Source organism: Haloarchaeobius amylolyticus, assembly GCF_042678045.1.
Classification (GTDB): Archaea; Halobacteriota; Halobacteria; order Halobacteriales; family Natrialbaceae; genus Natrinema; species Natrinema amylolyticus_A.
The window spans coordinates 121,906-137,085 of record NZ_JBHUDI010000004.1; the positions used below are offsets into that span (position 1 = coordinate 121,906).

General features: G+C 64.7%; 16 protein-coding genes and 1 pseudogene. 10 read left to right on the forward strand and 7 right to left on the reverse strand.

Going from position 1 to position 15,180, the window contains the following annotated elements; translation table 11 throughout:
• Positions 1–402: 402 nt before the first annotated feature.
• Positions 403–1,398 (reverse strand): radical SAM protein, encoded by a 996-nt coding sequence (locus tag ACFR99_RS06815; protein ID WP_390285651.1) that lies wholly within the window; start codon positions 1,396–1,398, stop codon positions 403–405.
• A gap of 193 nt (positions 1,399–1,591) precedes the next feature.
• Between ACFR99_RS06815 and ACFR99_RS06820 the strand changes: the two genes are divergently transcribed.
• Positions 1,592–2,707, forward strand: a complete 1,116-nt coding sequence (locus ACFR99_RS06820) for a DUF373 family protein (protein ID WP_390285653.1) — start codon at positions 1,592–1,594, stop codon at positions 2,705–2,707.
• 97 nt (positions 2,708–2,804) lie between these two features.
• On the opposite strand, the gene ACFR99_RS06825 is transcribed toward ACFR99_RS06820, so the two are convergent.
• The 3 genes from ACFR99_RS06825 to ACFR99_RS06835 form a co-directional block, all read right to left on the reverse strand.
• Positions 2,805–3,647: a polyprenyl synthetase family protein gene (locus tag ACFR99_RS06825; RefSeq protein ID WP_390285655.1), complete on the reverse strand. Its 843-nt coding sequence runs from the start codon at positions 3,645–3,647 to the stop codon at positions 2,805–2,807.
• Between the two features lie 167 nt (positions 3,648–3,814).
• Complete coding sequence (locus ACFR99_RS06830) at positions 3,815–4,768, reverse strand: electron transfer flavoprotein subunit alpha/FixB family protein (protein WP_390285657.1); 954 nt, start codon at positions 4,766–4,768, stop codon at positions 3,815–3,817.
• Positions 4,765–5,556, reverse strand: a complete 792-nt coding sequence (locus ACFR99_RS06835; RefSeq protein ID WP_390285659.1) for an electron transfer flavoprotein subunit beta/FixA family protein — start codon at positions 5,554–5,556, stop codon at positions 4,765–4,767. Before ACFR99_RS06835 ends, ACFR99_RS06830 begins: the two co-directional genes overlap by 4 nt.
• Before the next feature lie 206 nt (positions 5,557–5,762).
• Between ACFR99_RS06835 and ACFR99_RS06840 the strand changes: the two genes are divergently transcribed.
• From ACFR99_RS06840 to ACFR99_RS06850, 3 genes are all read left to right on the forward strand, one after another.
• The gene (locus ACFR99_RS06840) at positions 5,763–6,236 is read left to right on the forward strand and encodes a TRAM domain-containing protein (protein WP_390285661.1); all 474 of its coding nucleotides are present in this window, start codon (positions 5,763–5,765) and stop codon (positions 6,234–6,236) included.
• A 382-nt stretch (positions 6,237–6,618) separates the two neighbouring features.
• Complete coding sequence (locus ACFR99_RS06845; RefSeq protein ID WP_390285663.1) at positions 6,619–7,191, forward strand: DUF7519 family protein; 573 nt, start codon at positions 6,619–6,621, stop codon at positions 7,189–7,191.
• A gap of 51 nt (positions 7,192–7,242) precedes the next feature.
• Positions 7,243–8,235, forward strand: coding sequence for an MBL fold metallo-hydrolase (locus ACFR99_RS06850; protein ID WP_390285665.1), 993 nt, complete (start codon positions 7,243–7,245; stop codon positions 8,233–8,235).
• Between the two features lie 145 nt (positions 8,236–8,380).
• Here ACFR99_RS06850 and ACFR99_RS06855 read toward each other — a convergent pair whose 3' ends face one another.
• Positions 8,381–8,494 carry a hypothetical protein gene (locus ACFR99_RS06855; RefSeq protein WP_390285667.1) on the reverse strand — a complete coding sequence of 38 codons (114 nt, stop codon included), beginning with the start codon at positions 8,492–8,494 and terminating at the stop codon, positions 8,381–8,383.
• Between the two features lie 35 nt (positions 8,495–8,529).
• Positions 8,530–8,770, reverse strand: a pseudogene (locus tag ACFR99_RS06860) (AAA family ATPase); the annotation flags it as partial.
• A 100-nt stretch (positions 8,771–8,870) separates the two neighbouring features.
• Here ACFR99_RS06860 and ACFR99_RS06865 point away from each other — a divergent pair.
• The 6 genes from ACFR99_RS06865 (at position 8,871) to ACFR99_RS06890 (ending at position 13,987) form a co-directional block, all read left to right on the forward strand.
• Positions 8,871–9,227 carry a hypothetical protein gene (locus ACFR99_RS06865; protein WP_390285668.1) on the forward strand — a complete coding sequence of 119 codons (357 nt, stop codon included), beginning with the start codon at positions 8,871–8,873 and terminating at the stop codon, positions 9,225–9,227.
• Between the two features lie 235 nt (positions 9,228–9,462).
• Positions 9,463–9,921, forward strand: a complete 459-nt coding sequence (locus ACFR99_RS06870; protein WP_390285670.1) for a Tfx family DNA-binding protein — start codon at positions 9,463–9,465, stop codon at positions 9,919–9,921.
• A 22-nt stretch (positions 9,922–9,943) separates the two neighbouring features.
• The gene (locus tag ACFR99_RS06875; RefSeq protein WP_390285672.1) at positions 9,944–10,459 is read left to right on the forward strand and encodes a divalent metal cation transporter; all 516 of its coding nucleotides are present in this window, start codon (positions 9,944–9,946) and stop codon (positions 10,457–10,459) included.
• Between the two features lie 51 nt (positions 10,460–10,510).
• Positions 10,511–11,296 (forward strand): SDR family oxidoreductase, encoded by a 786-nt coding sequence (locus ACFR99_RS06880; protein ID WP_390285674.1) that lies wholly within the window; start codon positions 10,511–10,513, stop codon positions 11,294–11,296.
• A gap of 113 nt (positions 11,297–11,409) precedes the next feature.
• On the forward strand, positions 11,410–12,384 hold the full coding sequence (locus ACFR99_RS06885; protein ID WP_390285676.1) for a hypothetical protein: 975 nt from the start codon (positions 11,410–11,412) through the stop codon (positions 12,382–12,384).
• Between the two features lie 175 nt (positions 12,385–12,559).
• Positions 12,560–13,987, forward strand: a complete 1,428-nt coding sequence (locus ACFR99_RS06890) for a sodium-dependent transporter (RefSeq protein ID WP_390285678.1) — start codon at positions 12,560–12,562, stop codon at positions 13,985–13,987.
• A gap of 234 nt (positions 13,988–14,221) precedes the next feature.
• On the opposite strand, the gene ubaA is transcribed toward ACFR99_RS06890, so the two are convergent.
• A complete protein-coding gene (gene ubaA, locus ACFR99_RS06895) occupies positions 14,222–15,058 on the reverse strand; it encodes an SAMP-activating enzyme E1 (protein WP_390285680.1) in 837 nt (278 codons plus the stop codon).
• Positions 15,059–15,180 lie beyond the last annotated feature (122 nt).

Sequence of the window (15,180 nt, forward strand, 5' to 3'; positions counted from 1 at the left end):
CCATTACTACAGTCTCGATAAACGGTCGCCACTCGGTTGACGACGGGCGGAACGGATACCCGCTGGAACGACTGTTTTCGCGATGTTGTCCGGCATGGGACGATCGTTATACTGTGCAAAAGGTCGGAATTCCGTCGGATACGGGACAGTTCCCACTTCGTTCGCTCGCCGTCAGACCAGCGGCACCCACTCGACGACTTGCCACGTAGACCCGTTTCCGCTCGGGTTCGCGGTGCTCACCCTCGCACGAAACGCTCTAAAAAGCCGCTCGCTCTCGCCGTTCGTTCGCAGTACTTACGCTAGAGGTGTCCGCTCGACGACCTGCCACATGCACCTTTTTCCGCTCGGGTTCGTTCGACTCACCCTCGCACAAAAATCTGCACCAAAAACTGGTCGTGGTACCTACGCTAACGGCGTCCGCTCGACCACTTGCCCATCGTAGGTCGGATACTGCTCGACGATCTCGCCGTCCTCGAGGTCGCCTTCTTCGATCATCTCCTCGAGGAGCCACCAGGCGACCTCGACGTGGTTCGTCTTGACGGTGTAGAACTCCTCGGGGACGCCGAGCGCCTCGAAGCGTTCGGGGTTGGCGTACGTCTTGCCGTAGACGAGCGTGCCGTCGTCGGTGACATCGTCGAACTCGCGGCGGACGTTGCGGGCCATGCGCTTGAGTCGACGGCGGTGCTGGGCCGCGTCCTTGAACACGGAGGTACAGAAGTAGACCCGCTCGTGGTCCCCCATCGCCTCGAGAATGTCCTCACGGGAGCCATCAACTGCGCTCATGTGATCCTCTTTGAGTTCGAATCCCTGGTCCTGCATTCGGCGGTAGTTGCCCTGGGACATCTCGAACTCGTTGACGTTACAGAACTCCGCTGCGCCCTCATCGAGGAACTCGAGGAATTCCTCCTCGGCGCGGATACCCGGGATCTCGAAGGCAGGTGTGAGGCCTTCTTCGCGGGCGATGTAGAGGATATCCTCCCACTCCGTGCCGTGGAGGTCACCCCACTGTTCGTAGGGTGGGTGGAAGCGAATCTCGTCTAAGCCTGCTTCGGAAAGGCGGCGCATGTTCTCGCGGCCGCCCGTAATCCCGGTGTAGAGGTGGGTGTGGTGGTCCTCGCCGAACTCGTCTTTGAGCAATTCGAGATAGTGACAGGTCCGACCTAAGGCTTCCTGGGGTTCACCACCGGTAATCGACGTGCCGAGCGCGTCCATGCGGTGGGCTTCGGTGAGAACGTCTTCGTCGCTCTCGACGAGCCGTTCGTTGGCGTAGACGTCGGTGACGTTCTTGCGGTTCTCGCCGAGCGGGCAGTAAAAGCAGTCGCGCTGGTCGCAGTAGCCGTAGACGAACAGCACCATCTTCCCACCTTTCGCGCACTGCTCACAGCCCTTCGAGATCATTCGACAGAACGTAGCCGTCCGAGCCTCAAAAGAAGTGCGGATCACGGCGTCGCTGCGCCTCGTTGATCCGTCACGTGGGTCGGACTGCTCGAACGGCCCGTTCGACTGTCTCACGGTCCGATACCCTATCGGACAGGTGATGGGATAGACTGTCCCAGAAGACGGAAATAGCGCGGCGTGCAACCGTAACCCGATGCTGCTGGTCCTCTGTGTCGACCTCGACGACGATCTCGGCCGCAAGACCGGCTTCTCGACGCCGGTTATCGGCCGCGAGCCGGTCGAGGAGGCAGCCGTCGCCCTCGCGACTGCGGATCCGGAGGACTCGGACGTCAACGTCATCTTCCAGGGATTGCACATCTACGACGATCTCGACGAGCGCGACGAGAGCGTCGAGGTCGCGGTCGTCACCGGCAACGATCAGGGCGACGTCAGCGCCAACCGCGAGGTCGGCGACGAGGTCGATACCGTCCTCGCGAGTCTCTCGACTGGTGAGGACGTCACCGCACTCGTGATCACCGACGGTGCACAGGACGAATCCGTTATCCCGATCATCCGCTCGCGGGTTCCCATCGACGGCGTCCGCCGGGTCGTCGTCCGGCAGGCCCAGAATTTAGAGTCGATGTACTACACGATCAAACAGGTGTTAGACGACCCCGAGACACGCGGGACACTGCTCATTCCGCTTGGCATTCTCCTGTTGATCTACCCGCTTGCGCTCGTCGGCACCGTCCTGAACTTGCCCGGCTTCGTCCTCGGAACGACATCGACGCTGCTCGGCCTCTATCTCATCTCGCGTGGCCTCGGCCTCGGCGACCGACTCGACACAGCCGTCGAACGTGCCCGTCGCTCACTGTACGCCGGCCGGACGACCCTGTTTGCCTACGTCGTCGCCGCCGTGCTGTTCGCTCTCGGCGGCGTCAGCGGACTCGACAGCCTCGAGGCCGTCCGATCGCCGTCCGGCAGCGACCTCGAGGCACCCGTCATGCTCGCTGCGCTCGTCTACGGCTCGATCCACTGGTTCGCCGCGGCAGGGTTGACGACCAGTCTCGGCCAGATCACCGACGAGTACATCGCCGGCTCGCTCGAGTGGCGCTATCTCAACGCACCCTTCTACGTCCTCTCGATCGCGGTCGTCCTCCACGCGGTGAGCGCGTTCTTCCTCGGGAACGTCGGTATTACCTATCTCGCGACAGCACTGACTGCGGGGACGCTACTCGGGATCGTGAGTACGCTGACGTTCGCCGTCGCGGAATCGCGGTTCTCCGACTCGGATCGGGAGGAGGGAACGCGACAGGCCGACCGAGCCTGAGACGGACTCCTGTCAGTGGGTGCCAGCGCATCCGCGATCTATCTGCGAGTGCGCCGGGACAGCAGGCTGTATGAGCCCCCGCCGTGAGCGCTCGGCGTTACCGTTCGCGCTGGACGACGAACTCCGCGAGCTCGAGCAGATACTCCCGGGCCTCGGGGTCGGCCGTCTCGACCCGATCCAGGGCGTCGATCGCTCGGTCGGCTTCCCGGCGGGCGGCGGCGTTTGCCTCGTCCGGTGTGAGATCGGTCACCTGGACGACCGATGGCCGCTCCAGGGCCGCGTCGTGGCCGGTCGGTTTGCCGAGCGCCTCGGGATCGGCGACGGCGTCTAAGACGTCGTCTCTGATCTGGAAGGCGACGCCGACCCGTTCGGCGTACTCGCCGAGCGCCTCGACGGTGACGGGATCGGAGTCGGCGGCGATCGCGCCGAGTTCTGCGGCGGCACGGAACAGCGCCCCGGTCTTCCGGCGTGCGAGTGTCATGTACTCGTCTTCGTTGGCCGGTTCGGCCGCCAGTTCGGTCGCCTCGCCGACGCCGAGTTCGACCATTGCCTCGGCGACGACACGCGTCGCGTCCGGATCGGGTGAAAAGAGCGCGAACGCCTCACCCAGCAGGCCGTCGCTGGTGATGATCGCCGGGCCGTGACCGAACTCGGCCCAGGCGCTGGTCGTCCCGCGTCGCAACTCGGAGCGATCGATGATGTCGTCGATGACCAGCGACGCCGTGTGGACGAGCTCGATACCGACCCCGAACTCGACGGCATCCTCTGCCCGTCCACCCACTGTTTCGCAAGCCAACAGCGTCACCATCGGCCTGACACGTTTCCCCCCGGAGAGCGCGATATGGCGAACTTCGTTGGAGAGCGTCTCGGGCTCGACCCCTTCGACCACCTCGACGAGGCGCTTTTCGATCAGTGCCCGTCGGCGCTCCAGCAGTTCCATCAACCGCGCTTAGGAGTGGGTAGAAAAGTAGCTGACGGATCCGAAACGAAATTTTTGCATGAGTAGTGACTCCCGCAAAAGATACCGTCAAAAACACCGGAAGAGTGCAGCGCTTCCGAGTTCCCGTTCACTTCGTATACGGGAAAGGCCGCTCACTCGCGGTGTGATTACTGGAACTCGTCGATGAGTTCGGGGACGACGTCGAAGAGGTCGTCGACGATCGCGTAGTCGGCGATGTCCATGATCGGCGCGTTGGGGTCGGTGTTGATGGCGACGATCGTATCGGAGCCTTTCATGCCGGCGACGTGTTGGACAGCGCCGGAGATGCCGATCGCGATGTAGACGTCGGGCGTGACGACCTTTCCGGACTGGCCGACCTGACGGTTCTTGGGCAGCCAGCCGTTGTCGACGATCGGGCGCGATGAGGACAGCGTCGCGTCCAAAGCATCGGCCAGTTCACGGATCATCTCGAGGTTCTCCTCTTCTTCGATGCCGCGGCCGATCGAGACCAGCAAGTCCGCCTCACCGATGTCGACGTCGCCGCCGCCGACCTCTTCGAAGCCGTTGACGGTCGAGCCGACCGCGTCCTCGTCGATGTCGACGTCGAAAGCCTCGATCGTGGCGTCGCCGGTCCCCTCGGCGGCGGGCCACTCGGCACCGCGGATCGTCACGACCGCAGCCCCCTCGAGTTCGGTGGTGGTTTCGACCTTGCCGCCGTACATCTCGCGAGTAGCAGTCAGGGTCTCGCCGTCGGTCTCGAGGTCGATGGTGTCGGTGACGATCGGCAGATCGAGTTCGTTCGCGACGGCGGGCGCGTAGTCGAGCCCGTTGACGCTGTTGGGCGTCAGGACGTACTGCGGAGCGAGTTCGTCGTAGAGCTGGGTGATCGCCTGCGTGTAGACGTCGTGATTGAACTCCTCGCCGTGGTCGACGGTGTGGATGGCGTCGACGCCCTCGCGGTTGAGTTTGTCCGCGAAGTCGTCGACGGTGCCGCTGATGACCGCGAGGTGGAGGTCGCCGCCGGTTTCGTCGGCGAGTTCGCGACCGGCGTTGACGAGTTCGTAGCTGACGTCACGCAGGTCGCCACGCCGGTGGTCCGCGATTGCGAGGACGGCCGTCATTGTGCCACCCCCTTGTCGCGGAGCAGCTCACCGAGCTCTGTGGCCGTCTCCTCGGCGCTGCCCTCCCAGACGGTCGCGTCGCTTTCGCTTTCGGGCTCGTACATGTCGGTGAGTTCGAGTTCGGTTTCGATCGTGCTCTCGTCGACGCCGATGTCGGCGAGGGTCTGGACGTCGAGTTCCTTGCGCTGGGCCTGGCGAATGCCCCGCAGACTCGCATACCGGGGCTCGTTGATCCCCGTCTGGATCGTCAGTACGGCCGGCAGTTCGATGTCGGTCAGCTCTTCGACGCCACCCTCGAGTTCACGGCGAACCGAGGCGACGCCGTCCTCGAGATCGTGCTCGAGGTGGTTGACGACAGCGCCCCACTGGTAGCCGAGTTGTTCGGCCATCGAGACGCCGGTCGCGGCGAAGCTGTCGTCGCCGGCCTGGACGCCGGTCAGCACGAGGTCGGGATCCTCGGCGTCGACGACGGCGCTCAGGATCTCCGTCTTGGCGTTGACGTCGAGTAAGTCGACGTCCTCGAGGGCGTCGTCCCAGACGCGGACGGCGCGGTCGGCTCCCTTCGCGAGCGCTTGCCGGATGGTCTGTTCACAGTCTTCCGGCCCGATGGTGACCGCCACGACCTCGTCAGCGATCCCGTCTTCCTGGAGCTGGACGGCTTCTTCGACCGCGTAGTCGTCCCACTCGTTGAGATCGGCACCGAGGTACTGGTCCGCGATTTCGGTTCCCTCGATTTCGAACTCGTCTTCGACGGTCGCCACCTCTTTGACCGTAACGAGAATTTTCATCATGGGATAGTGCAACGCCCACCCCGTAAACCTTTTCGAAATCGGAAGTGGTTCACCCCCGGTTCAGCTACCATCTTTCAATAATTATTCGTTCATGGTTAGATCTGCTTTCGACTCTTCTGATGTTCGCTTCCAGCGTTTCGTTCGGCATCGGTATCCGTCTCGAAGACGGAAACGGTTTAACACCGCCGCTGGTAGTACTGTGCATGGCAGACTGTCCACTCGCCGACGACTGCCCGGAGTTCTCCGAACGGATCTCGGGCATGGGGTGCCAACACTACGGCGACCGGGGTGGCAAGGAGTGGTGTAACCACTACAACCAGCCGATCGAGGATCTCAAAACTCAGCCGGTCAAGGCAGGCGAGGAGGTCGTCATCGACGTCGTCGACATGCACGAAAGCGGTGCCGGCGTCGGCCGAACCGAGGACGGGTTCATCGTGATGGTCGACGGCGTCCTGCCCGAAGCTCGCGCACGCGTCGAGATCACGCGAGTCCACAGCAATCACGCCCGCGCGGAGGAACTCGAGCTCCTGCCGATGGAGTCCGACGAGGACGCCGAAAACGATGACGTGTCAGCGGACGATGTGTCCACCGAACCGGTCGACGAAGACGACGATAACGATGACGGCAGCCCTCACCGCGAGCGACTCGGGAGCCGCGAAAACTTCTGGGGTTCCTAGGTCCCGAGTGGACAGTCGACGCGGTCGATTTGTTCCCGGTCGGCACGGCCGTGACGTCTCGGTCGGGTCCCGGTTGATGGCAACAAGACGTAAATATCGATTCTGTTTGCTGTACAGTAATCGATGGGGAGTGGACCACGGATCGGACGACGGTTTCTTGCAGTCAGTGCGCTCGTGTGTGCGATCGCGGACTTGTGCTTGCAGCAAGCGCCTTGCCACCGCTCGCGTCGGAGTCGCCGGCGAGTGGAGTTTTCGATGACGTCCCCGAGCGATAGACAGACGACGAGATGGCCGATGAAACGGCGTCGTCGCTGCCAGCTACTCCCGGCGGAACTGGCGGTGGCTCGAGCAGTCCCGTCGCGCTGCCGGCCGCGGACCGGCCGTGGTACTCGCTCAACTGATCGCGCCGATCGCCGGCGGCGCGCTCGTCGCGCTCGTGCTCGCACGGGTACTTGCCGGTGCGGGGCTCGAGGCCGAACTGCAGACCGCCCTCGAGGGGCCGGCACCGGCGTCGGCCCTCGAGTTGCTCGCCTCGGTGCCACCGTTCGTGCTGGTCGCGATCGTGCTGATCGGCACATTGCAGGTGCTCTCGTCGCTGCTGTGGACCGTATCAATGGTACGGATGGTTCGAGTGCTTCCCCGGCAGGGAATCGGGGCTGCCCTCGCTGCGGGGGCCGTGTTCGTGCTGGCCATCGGGCTTACGATCGTCGGCCGGCTCGAAATGGCGATCACGACGGCGGCCGGGGCGTTCGTCCTCTGGGACATCGGCGAGTACGCTGATGGGGTTCGACGGGAATTCGGTCGCGACGCGGCGACGATGCGGGCGGAACTCGTCCACGTTGGCGGGACGGTGCTGTCGGGTGGCGCCGTCGCCGTCGGCACCGTCGCGCTTTCCCGCTCGGGCATGGCTGATCTCTCGGTCGTCGATCCGACCCTCGCGGCCGGCACCCACTGACAGGAGTCCGTATCAGACAACGTTTTCTCGGATAGCGCGTGATGTATGGTCATGGAACGGCTCTCGCTGTCGAACGCGGCGTTCGAAGGTGACAACAACGCGTATCTCTTCGCGGATGGCTCGGAGACGGCGCTGATCGATACCGGCGACTGGATGGCGGCGACTCGCCGGCAACTCGAGGCTGCACTTTCTGAACACGACCTCACACCGGCGGACATCGACCGGATCTTTCTCACGCACTGGCACCACGACCACTGCGGGCTGGCCGGCGAGATCCAGGCCGAAAGCGGCGCCGAAGTGTACGTCCACGCCGCCGACGCTGCACTCGTCGCAGACGACGAGGACGCCTGGAACGAGATGTACGACCGTCAGCAGCGCTATTTCGAAGAATGGGGAATGCCCGAAGACGAACGGGCGGTGCTCATCGACCTGATGACCGACGCCGAGACGACTGTCGAGACACCGACCGTGACGTCCTTCGAGGACGGCGAGACGTTCACCGTCAACGGCACCGACCTCGAGGTCGTTCACACCTCCGGCCACGCGGCCGGCCTCTGTATGTTCGAGGCCGAGATGGATGGCGAACGGCAGGTCTTCTCCGGGGACGCGCTGTTGCCAGTCTACACGCCCAACGTCGGGGGTGCCGATGTTCGCGTCGACCGCCCGCTCGAGAAGTACCTCCGTGCCCTGCAGGGGATCGTCGATGCCGAGTACGACCGCGCGTGGCCGGGCCACCGCGAACCGATCGACGACCCCGCCGCTCGCGCCCAGTACATCATCGACCACCACGAAGAGCGCTCCTGGCGGGTGCTCGACGCGCTGGATCGGCTCGGCCCCTGTGACACCTGGACCGTCAGCGCTGACCTGTTCGGGGATCTCGAGGACATCCACATCCTCCACGGCCCCGGCGAGTCCTACGCCCACCTGGAACATCTAGAGCGCGAAGGAACCGTCGTCCGGGACGGAACCGAGTATCGTCTCGCTGATGGCGTCGCCGCCGAACTCGACGATATCGAGGGAGAGCGCTGGCCGCTCGAGTACTGATTCGGACGATCGACGATCGACGGTCGGCGGTCGGCCGCCAGCGTGTCACCGTCCACTGGGCCGTCGAGCCGACGTGATGATCGTTCCCTCGGATCGAACAGTGTCGAACGCCTGCTTTGCGCCGTTTTCGAGGAGGTGCGACCGTCTAGCTGTCCATCGAGGGAACCGGGACGCTGTTCAGCGCACCGTCGACGATCGTGCGAGGATCGACGTCGCGGACGTCTGCTTCCGTCGTCAGCACGATGCGGTGGTCGAGCACCGGGTGAACGATCGCGTGGACGTCCTCGGGGGCGACGTAATCTCGGCCGGCAGCAAGTCGGGCGTAAACTGGATCCGGGAGAACTCCAGATCCAGCGCCGTCGCGAGAGTCTATGCCGTCAGTCTTGCCGGTCCCGGGAACGTCCTCGAGGAGGACGTGGCCCTGTCCAACGACCGCCGTGAGGATCGTCTCGAAGAGGTGCTGCTCGCCGATGACCGCCGTCCGAATCTCCGAGAGAACGTTCTGGCACGTCTCGGGGCCCGCTAAAACGTTCATACTCCGCGTCTCTGTTCGATCATCATATATGACTCGGCCAACACTTCTCTCGCCGTTTGATACCGAGAAGTATTTACTCATTACTGAGTTAGGGACGGATATGATGTGGCAAGACCTCGTCTTTCTGGCCGGCAGCGTCCTTTCGATCGCCTTTCTCGCGCCGACGGTTCGCGACGCGACGGCGAACGTGCCCCTCGGCTCGAGCGTGCCGTCGATGACGATCGGGGCGATCTACGCGGGAACGTACGCGACGATGGGCATGTCGTTCTCGGCGCTGGGATCGCTCGGCGTCGCGACGATGTGGTCGCTGATCGTCTCCTATCGCTCGCCCGGCCCACACGACGGCCCCGCGAACGTCGTCCGGTTCGTCCGTTCGATGAGCCAGCAAGCACGCCGATCGGTCGTTGGGACGCCGACAGAACCCGAACAGGCCGCGTCCAGTCACTCCGCCGACTGATACGATCTGCTGCCCCGCTGTCCCGGTGGGCCGCAAGACGGGTTGCGGGTTCGCAGAAACCCACTGACAGGAGTCCGTATACCGACGATCGGCTCCGTTCTCGACGCACCCTGATCCGACTTCTGTGCCGCCATCGCGGTCGTCCGATGCCGAGACCGTGGAAGCTTTGATCCCGCCGACAGCTAGAGGTACCTATGGCCACGCGAGCCTGCAGCGTCGGGGGTGGTGGGTCGCCGTGATCGACGACATCGATGAGCTCTTGGCGGAGATCGGATTCGATCCCGAGACCAGCGTATTGACCTACCGGCAGGCACAGGTGCTCGCGTTGCGCGAACGCGACGTTTCGCAGGCCAACATCGCCGAGGCCCTTGGCACCTCGAGAGCGAACGTCTCCTCGATCGAGTCCAGCGCCCGCGAGAACGTCGCGAAGGCCCGCGAGACGGTCGCCTTCGCGGAGGCGCTTCGTGCGCCGGTTCGGGTCCGCGTCCCCGCCGGGACTGACCTCTACGACGTCCCCCAGATGGTCTACGACGCCTGCGACGAGGCCGGCGTCAAGGTCGATCACACTGCGCCGGACCTGATGAAGGTCGTCAGCGACGCTGCCGGGACCGCGGTGTCGGGCCGGCAGGTGTCGTCGCCGCTGATCGTCGGTGTCACGTCGGAGGGAATGGTTCGCGTTCGACACCAGGAGTAACGGACCAGCCGCTCCCATCACCGTGCCCGCAGAGATCACCGAACTCGAGTCCTTTATGACGCCCGGACGGGCGCTGACCGACGTCCTCGGTACGTGGGCGATGCTCCTGTTCCTCGGCGGGACGCTCGTCGCCGCGTTCAACAGCATCATTCCGATTCTGTGGTGTCCCGCCTACATCCTCCACGAGGCCCGCAGCAAGGAGATCCGTTCGTCCGACCCACGACAGGCTCGTCGGTCGTTCAAGCTGGTCTTTGCCGCCCTCTGTCTGCTCAGCGCCCTCTCGCCGCTCGTCCACCTCGGACTGGGCCTCAGCGTCGTCGACATGATCGTCCTGTTCCCGGCGTGGAACGGCGTCTTCGGGCTGCCGATCGCCGCCGTCTTGCTGTTCTGGGCGGTCAACGACCGGGAGACGATGGGCGACCGCGTCAACGGACTGACGCAGAACGTCGCCAACGCCGTGTTGGTCGCCCTGTCGATCGTCCTGGCTGCGAGTTCACTTCAGGACGTCGTCGGCGCGATCGTCGGCGGCGGCCTCTAAGCGGCTGCCGACTCCCCGAGAGATTTGTACGCGCCTGCCGTCGAGTCGGGTATGGACCTCGAACTCGAGGGCAACAGCGTATTGGTGACCGCCGCCTCAAGCGGCCTCGGCTTCGCGAGCGCCCAAGCACTCGCCGAAGAAGGCGCGAACGTCGCGATCTGTGGTCGTGACGAGGCACGGCTCGCGGACGCCCGTGAGGAACTGGACGCGACGGGGACGGGCGACGTCCTCGCCGTGCAGGCGGATCTGACCGATCCCGACGACGTCTCCCACCTCGTTCGCGAGACGGTCGATGCCTTCGGCGGTCTCGACCATCTCATCACCTCGTCGGGGGGCCCGCCGAGTACGACGTTTCTCGAGACCGACGAACAGGACTGGTACCAGGCCTACGACCTGCTGGTGATGAGCGTCGTCTGGACGATCGAGGAGAGCTACGAGCACCTGCTCAACTCCGACTCCGGGACGATCACCTGCATCACCTCTCGGACCGTCCGGGAGGTCGCCGACGGCCTCCTGCTCTCGAATTCGGTTCGCCGCGGCGTGATCGGGCTCGTCAAGACGATCTCGCGGGAGTTCGCCCCCGAGATCCGGGCGAACGCGGTACTGCCGGGGACGATCGAGACGGCCCGAATCGAGGAACTCATCGATGCCAGGGTCGACCGAGGTACCTACAGCGACTACGAAGAGGGACTGGCGGCGATGGCCGGCGACATCCCGATGGACCGCATCGGCGAACCCCGCGAACTCGGCGACGTCGTCGCCTTTCTCTCGAGTCCCCGCGCGAGTTTCGTCAACGGGGCCGAGATCCCGATCGACGGCGGCCTGCTGCGGAGCTAGCTCGGCAGGTGTGTCCGCCTACCGGTCGCCCACGATCGGTGTCCCGATCCGAACGCCGGGACGCGATTTCCGAATCGTAACCCACTCCGTTCCCCTCGCCCCAGAAGCGATGTGTGTACAGTCGGGTTCGACTCGTCGGCTACGTCGCGTTGCTGGTCACACCTGCCGCGTTGCTTCTCGGTGCCGTTCGTGCGCCGCCTGCCCTCTCGGCCGGCCTGTTGAGCGTTCAGTTCGGGGTCGTGCTCGCGGGAACCGTCGTCGCTGCGACGGAGCGCCAGCGTCTCTCGCGAATCGACACGGTTGGTCTCGATCGAACGGACGCTGTCGACGCGCTCGCGGTTGCAACGGCGGCAGTCGTGACCTACGGACTGAGCGTCCACGCCGACTTCGGGCCGGTACGTGCCTCCGCGCTCGTCGGCCTGGCCGTCGGCCTCGGGCTCTCACAGGTCGACGGTGCGGCCTACTGTGGCTCGTTCGTCGGGATGGTCTCCCCGGTCGTCCTCCCGTCGCTCGAGGGAGTCGCGCTGGCGGGGACGGTCGCCGCGCTCGCGTTCGTCGCGACGACGGACGTCTTCGGCGGTTTCGGTGGCAAATACGGCACGCTCGCCCTCTTCGGCTGTCTCACGAGCGTGGCCCTGCTGGACGCCGACTACGCCGCCGGCAGCGCGCTCGCATGGGATCTCGTTCCTGCGATCGTCGTCGTCGCCGTCGTCGGGGCAGTCGCAACTAGCGTTTTACGCACGCACACTGGTGCGAGCGCGGTCGTCGCGTCTGCAGCGGTCGGGCTGGCTGCCGGCCTCGTGTTCCCGGCCGTCCTGCCTGCACTGGGTCCGACGCTGGCTGCCGTTGCCTTCTGTGCTTCGTTCGTCGGCATGTCGAGTGCCGACCGACTCGAGACTCACGGTCAGGTTGCGGGGGCCGGCCTCGTCTGTGGGCTCGTCTACGTCGTGGTCACCCCCGCTCTCGCCGGCGCAGGCGGCAAACTGGGGACGACCGCGTTCGTCTCCTGTCTCGCCGTCGCTGGCGGGCTCGAGCTGCCGGCTCTTATGCGCTCGCGTATCGGCCAGTCTCCGCTACGCTGGTACTAATTATCGGAAGACCTCGGTTCAAAACAGCATCTGAAACGGGAACGCGCGATTCGGCAACTGGCGAACTGACCGGGTTGAGCGTCGCGCTCAGAGTACCGGATTCCATGTCACCGCGAATGAGTTGACCCACCGATTGACAATCCTTATGCGCGCCGAGTCGATTCCCTGAGACAGGATGGTACGTGAGAGTTGGGCGAGTCGCGCCGGATTCATCCTGGCCGCGGTCGGAAGCGCGATCGGACTGGGGAATATCTGGCGATTTCCCTGGATGACCGCGGAGAACGGCGGGAGCGCCTTTCTGCTGTTGTATCTGCTCATCGTCCTCGTCGTCGGGGTGCCGGGGCTGCTGGCCGCGTTCGTGATCGGCCGACGGTCGAATCGGAACCCAGTGGGGGCGTTCAAATCGCTCGCCGGATCGCGTTTCTGGACTGCGTTGGGCGCACTCTGTGTCGTCACCTCGATCATGCTGATGTCGTTTTACAGCGTCGTCGGCGGGTGGATCCTTCGGTACTTCCTCGAGAGCGCGACGGGTGCTTATTTTGCGGCTCCCGAAACCCACTTCGCGGCGATCAGCTACGGTGCCGAAGCGTTCGGCTACCAACTCGCCGTCCTCGCGGCCACGTCTTTGATCGTCGCTGCGGGGATCAGACGCGGCATCGAGGCGACGACGAAGGTGATGATGCCCGGCATCGTCGTGTTGCTCGTCGGACTCGCGATCTGGGCGGCACGGCAACCCGGCGCCGCGCAGGGATACGAGTTCTACCTCGAATTCGACGGCGCCTACCTCGCGGAGAACTTCCTCACGGTGCTGGGATCGGCCGCTGGCCAGGCGCTGTTCACCCTCTCGATCGGCAGCGGGACGATGATCACCTACGCCTCCTACGTCGACGACGACCGTTCGCTGCCCCTCGACGCCTCGGCTATCGCCGTGTTCAATCTCGGTATCGGCATTCTGGCCGGACTCGTGGTGTTCCCGTTGCTGTTCTCGTTCGCGCCGGGCCCGACCGAGGGCGGCCCCGGCGCCCTGTTCATCGGGATCGCCGGTGCGTTCGCGAGTCTGCCCGGCGGGCGACTGCTCGGCGCGGTCTTCTTCCTCGTCGTTCTCCTCGCAGCCCTGACGAGTCTGATCAGCATGCTCGAGATTCCGGTCTCGTTTTTGATCGACGAGTTCGATCTCGAACGGTCGACGGCGACCCGGGGGTTATTCGCGCTGGTCGCACTCACTGGCGGCGTGAACGCGTTCAGCCCCGCGGTGTTTACGCTGTTCGCGGACCACCTCGTCGATCTCCTCCTGGTGCTCGGCCTGACAGGGTTCATGGTGTACACGGCCTGGGTCCTCGGTCCGGCCGCGGTCGAGGAGTACCTCGAAGGTGCGGGACCGCTCTCACGCCAACTGGTGGTCCCGTGGCGGTACGCGATCGGGACCCTCTTCCCGGCGTTTCTCCTCTTTACGTTCTACGCCGACGTCGCAGCCCTCGTCGGACTCTCCGCGGGAACGGGACTGTTGTTGGTCGCGACGCTGCTGACGGTGATGGCACTCGTCTTCGTGGCCCGCCGTTCCGTCTCCGAAAACCGACCGCAACCGGGCGAGAGCGCGGACTGACTGACACGAGTCGCTCAGTGCGAACCGAACGTTTCTGCTGCGAGCGCGACGGAGTCGCCCCCTCGGCGAAATATCGTCGGCCCGTTCGCTCGCGGTGAGTCTGCGTCCACTCTCTGTCCTGTCTGATCTAAAATCGCCCGTTATCCCATCCCCGTACTTACCGCACGTTTCGTGTGCCTCTCACTACCGAAATCGCACTCCTGGGTGGGTGCAACTCGAGACACGACTCGCCGGTCAGTCCGCCGAAATCTCGCAGGTTCCCTCGTAGGCGACGTCCTCGACGTCCTCGATCTCGGGGTCGTCCCCACAGACCGGACACGCCGGGTTCGACTGGACCGGGACTTCCTCGAAGGTCATGCCCATCGCGTCGTACATCAGCAGGCGGCCCTCGAGCAGGTCGCCCTTCCCGATGAAGTATTTGACGACCTCGGTAGCCTGGATACAGCCGACGGTACCCGGGAGAACGCCGAGCACGCCCGTGGTCGCACAGTCGGGGACGGTCCCGGGTTCGGGGGCTTCGGGGAAGATACAGCGGTAACACGGTGGGTCGTCGTCCCCGCCGCGGTCGTTGGTAAACGACGTGAGCTGGCCCTCGAAGCGGTAGATCGCGCCGTGGAACAGCGGCGTCTCGGTGAGCACGCAGTGGTCGTTGAGCAGGTACCGCGTGGCGAAGTTGTCGCTGGCGTCTAAGACGACGTCGTAGTCGGCGACCAGTTCGTCGACGTTCGCTGCGGTGATACGGGTTTCGTGAGTCTCGACGTCGATATCGGGGTTCAGCGCCGCGACGTAATCCGCGGCGCTCTCGACTTTCGGCCGGCCGACGTCGTCGTCGCCGTGGACGATCTGGCGTTGCAGGTTCGACCGTTCGACGACGTCGTCGTCGACGATTCCCAGTCGGCCGACGCCGGCCGCTGCGAGGTACTGGATCGCCGGCGAGCCGAGCCCGCCAGCGCCGACGATCAGGACCGATCCCTCGAGCAGGCGCTGCTGGCCTTCGGGGCCGATCTCGTCCATGATGACGTGTCTCGAGTAGCGGTCGAGCTGGGTCGCATCGAGGCGCAGGTCGCTCATACCGTAGTGTTCGGACGTGAGCGAGAAAAGAGCGTGGGTCGTTTGCACACCTGCACGTGACGAGCCCGGGATCGTGGTCACTTATGTGTGCTTCCGGAGGGGGCAGCATCTTCACCGACCCA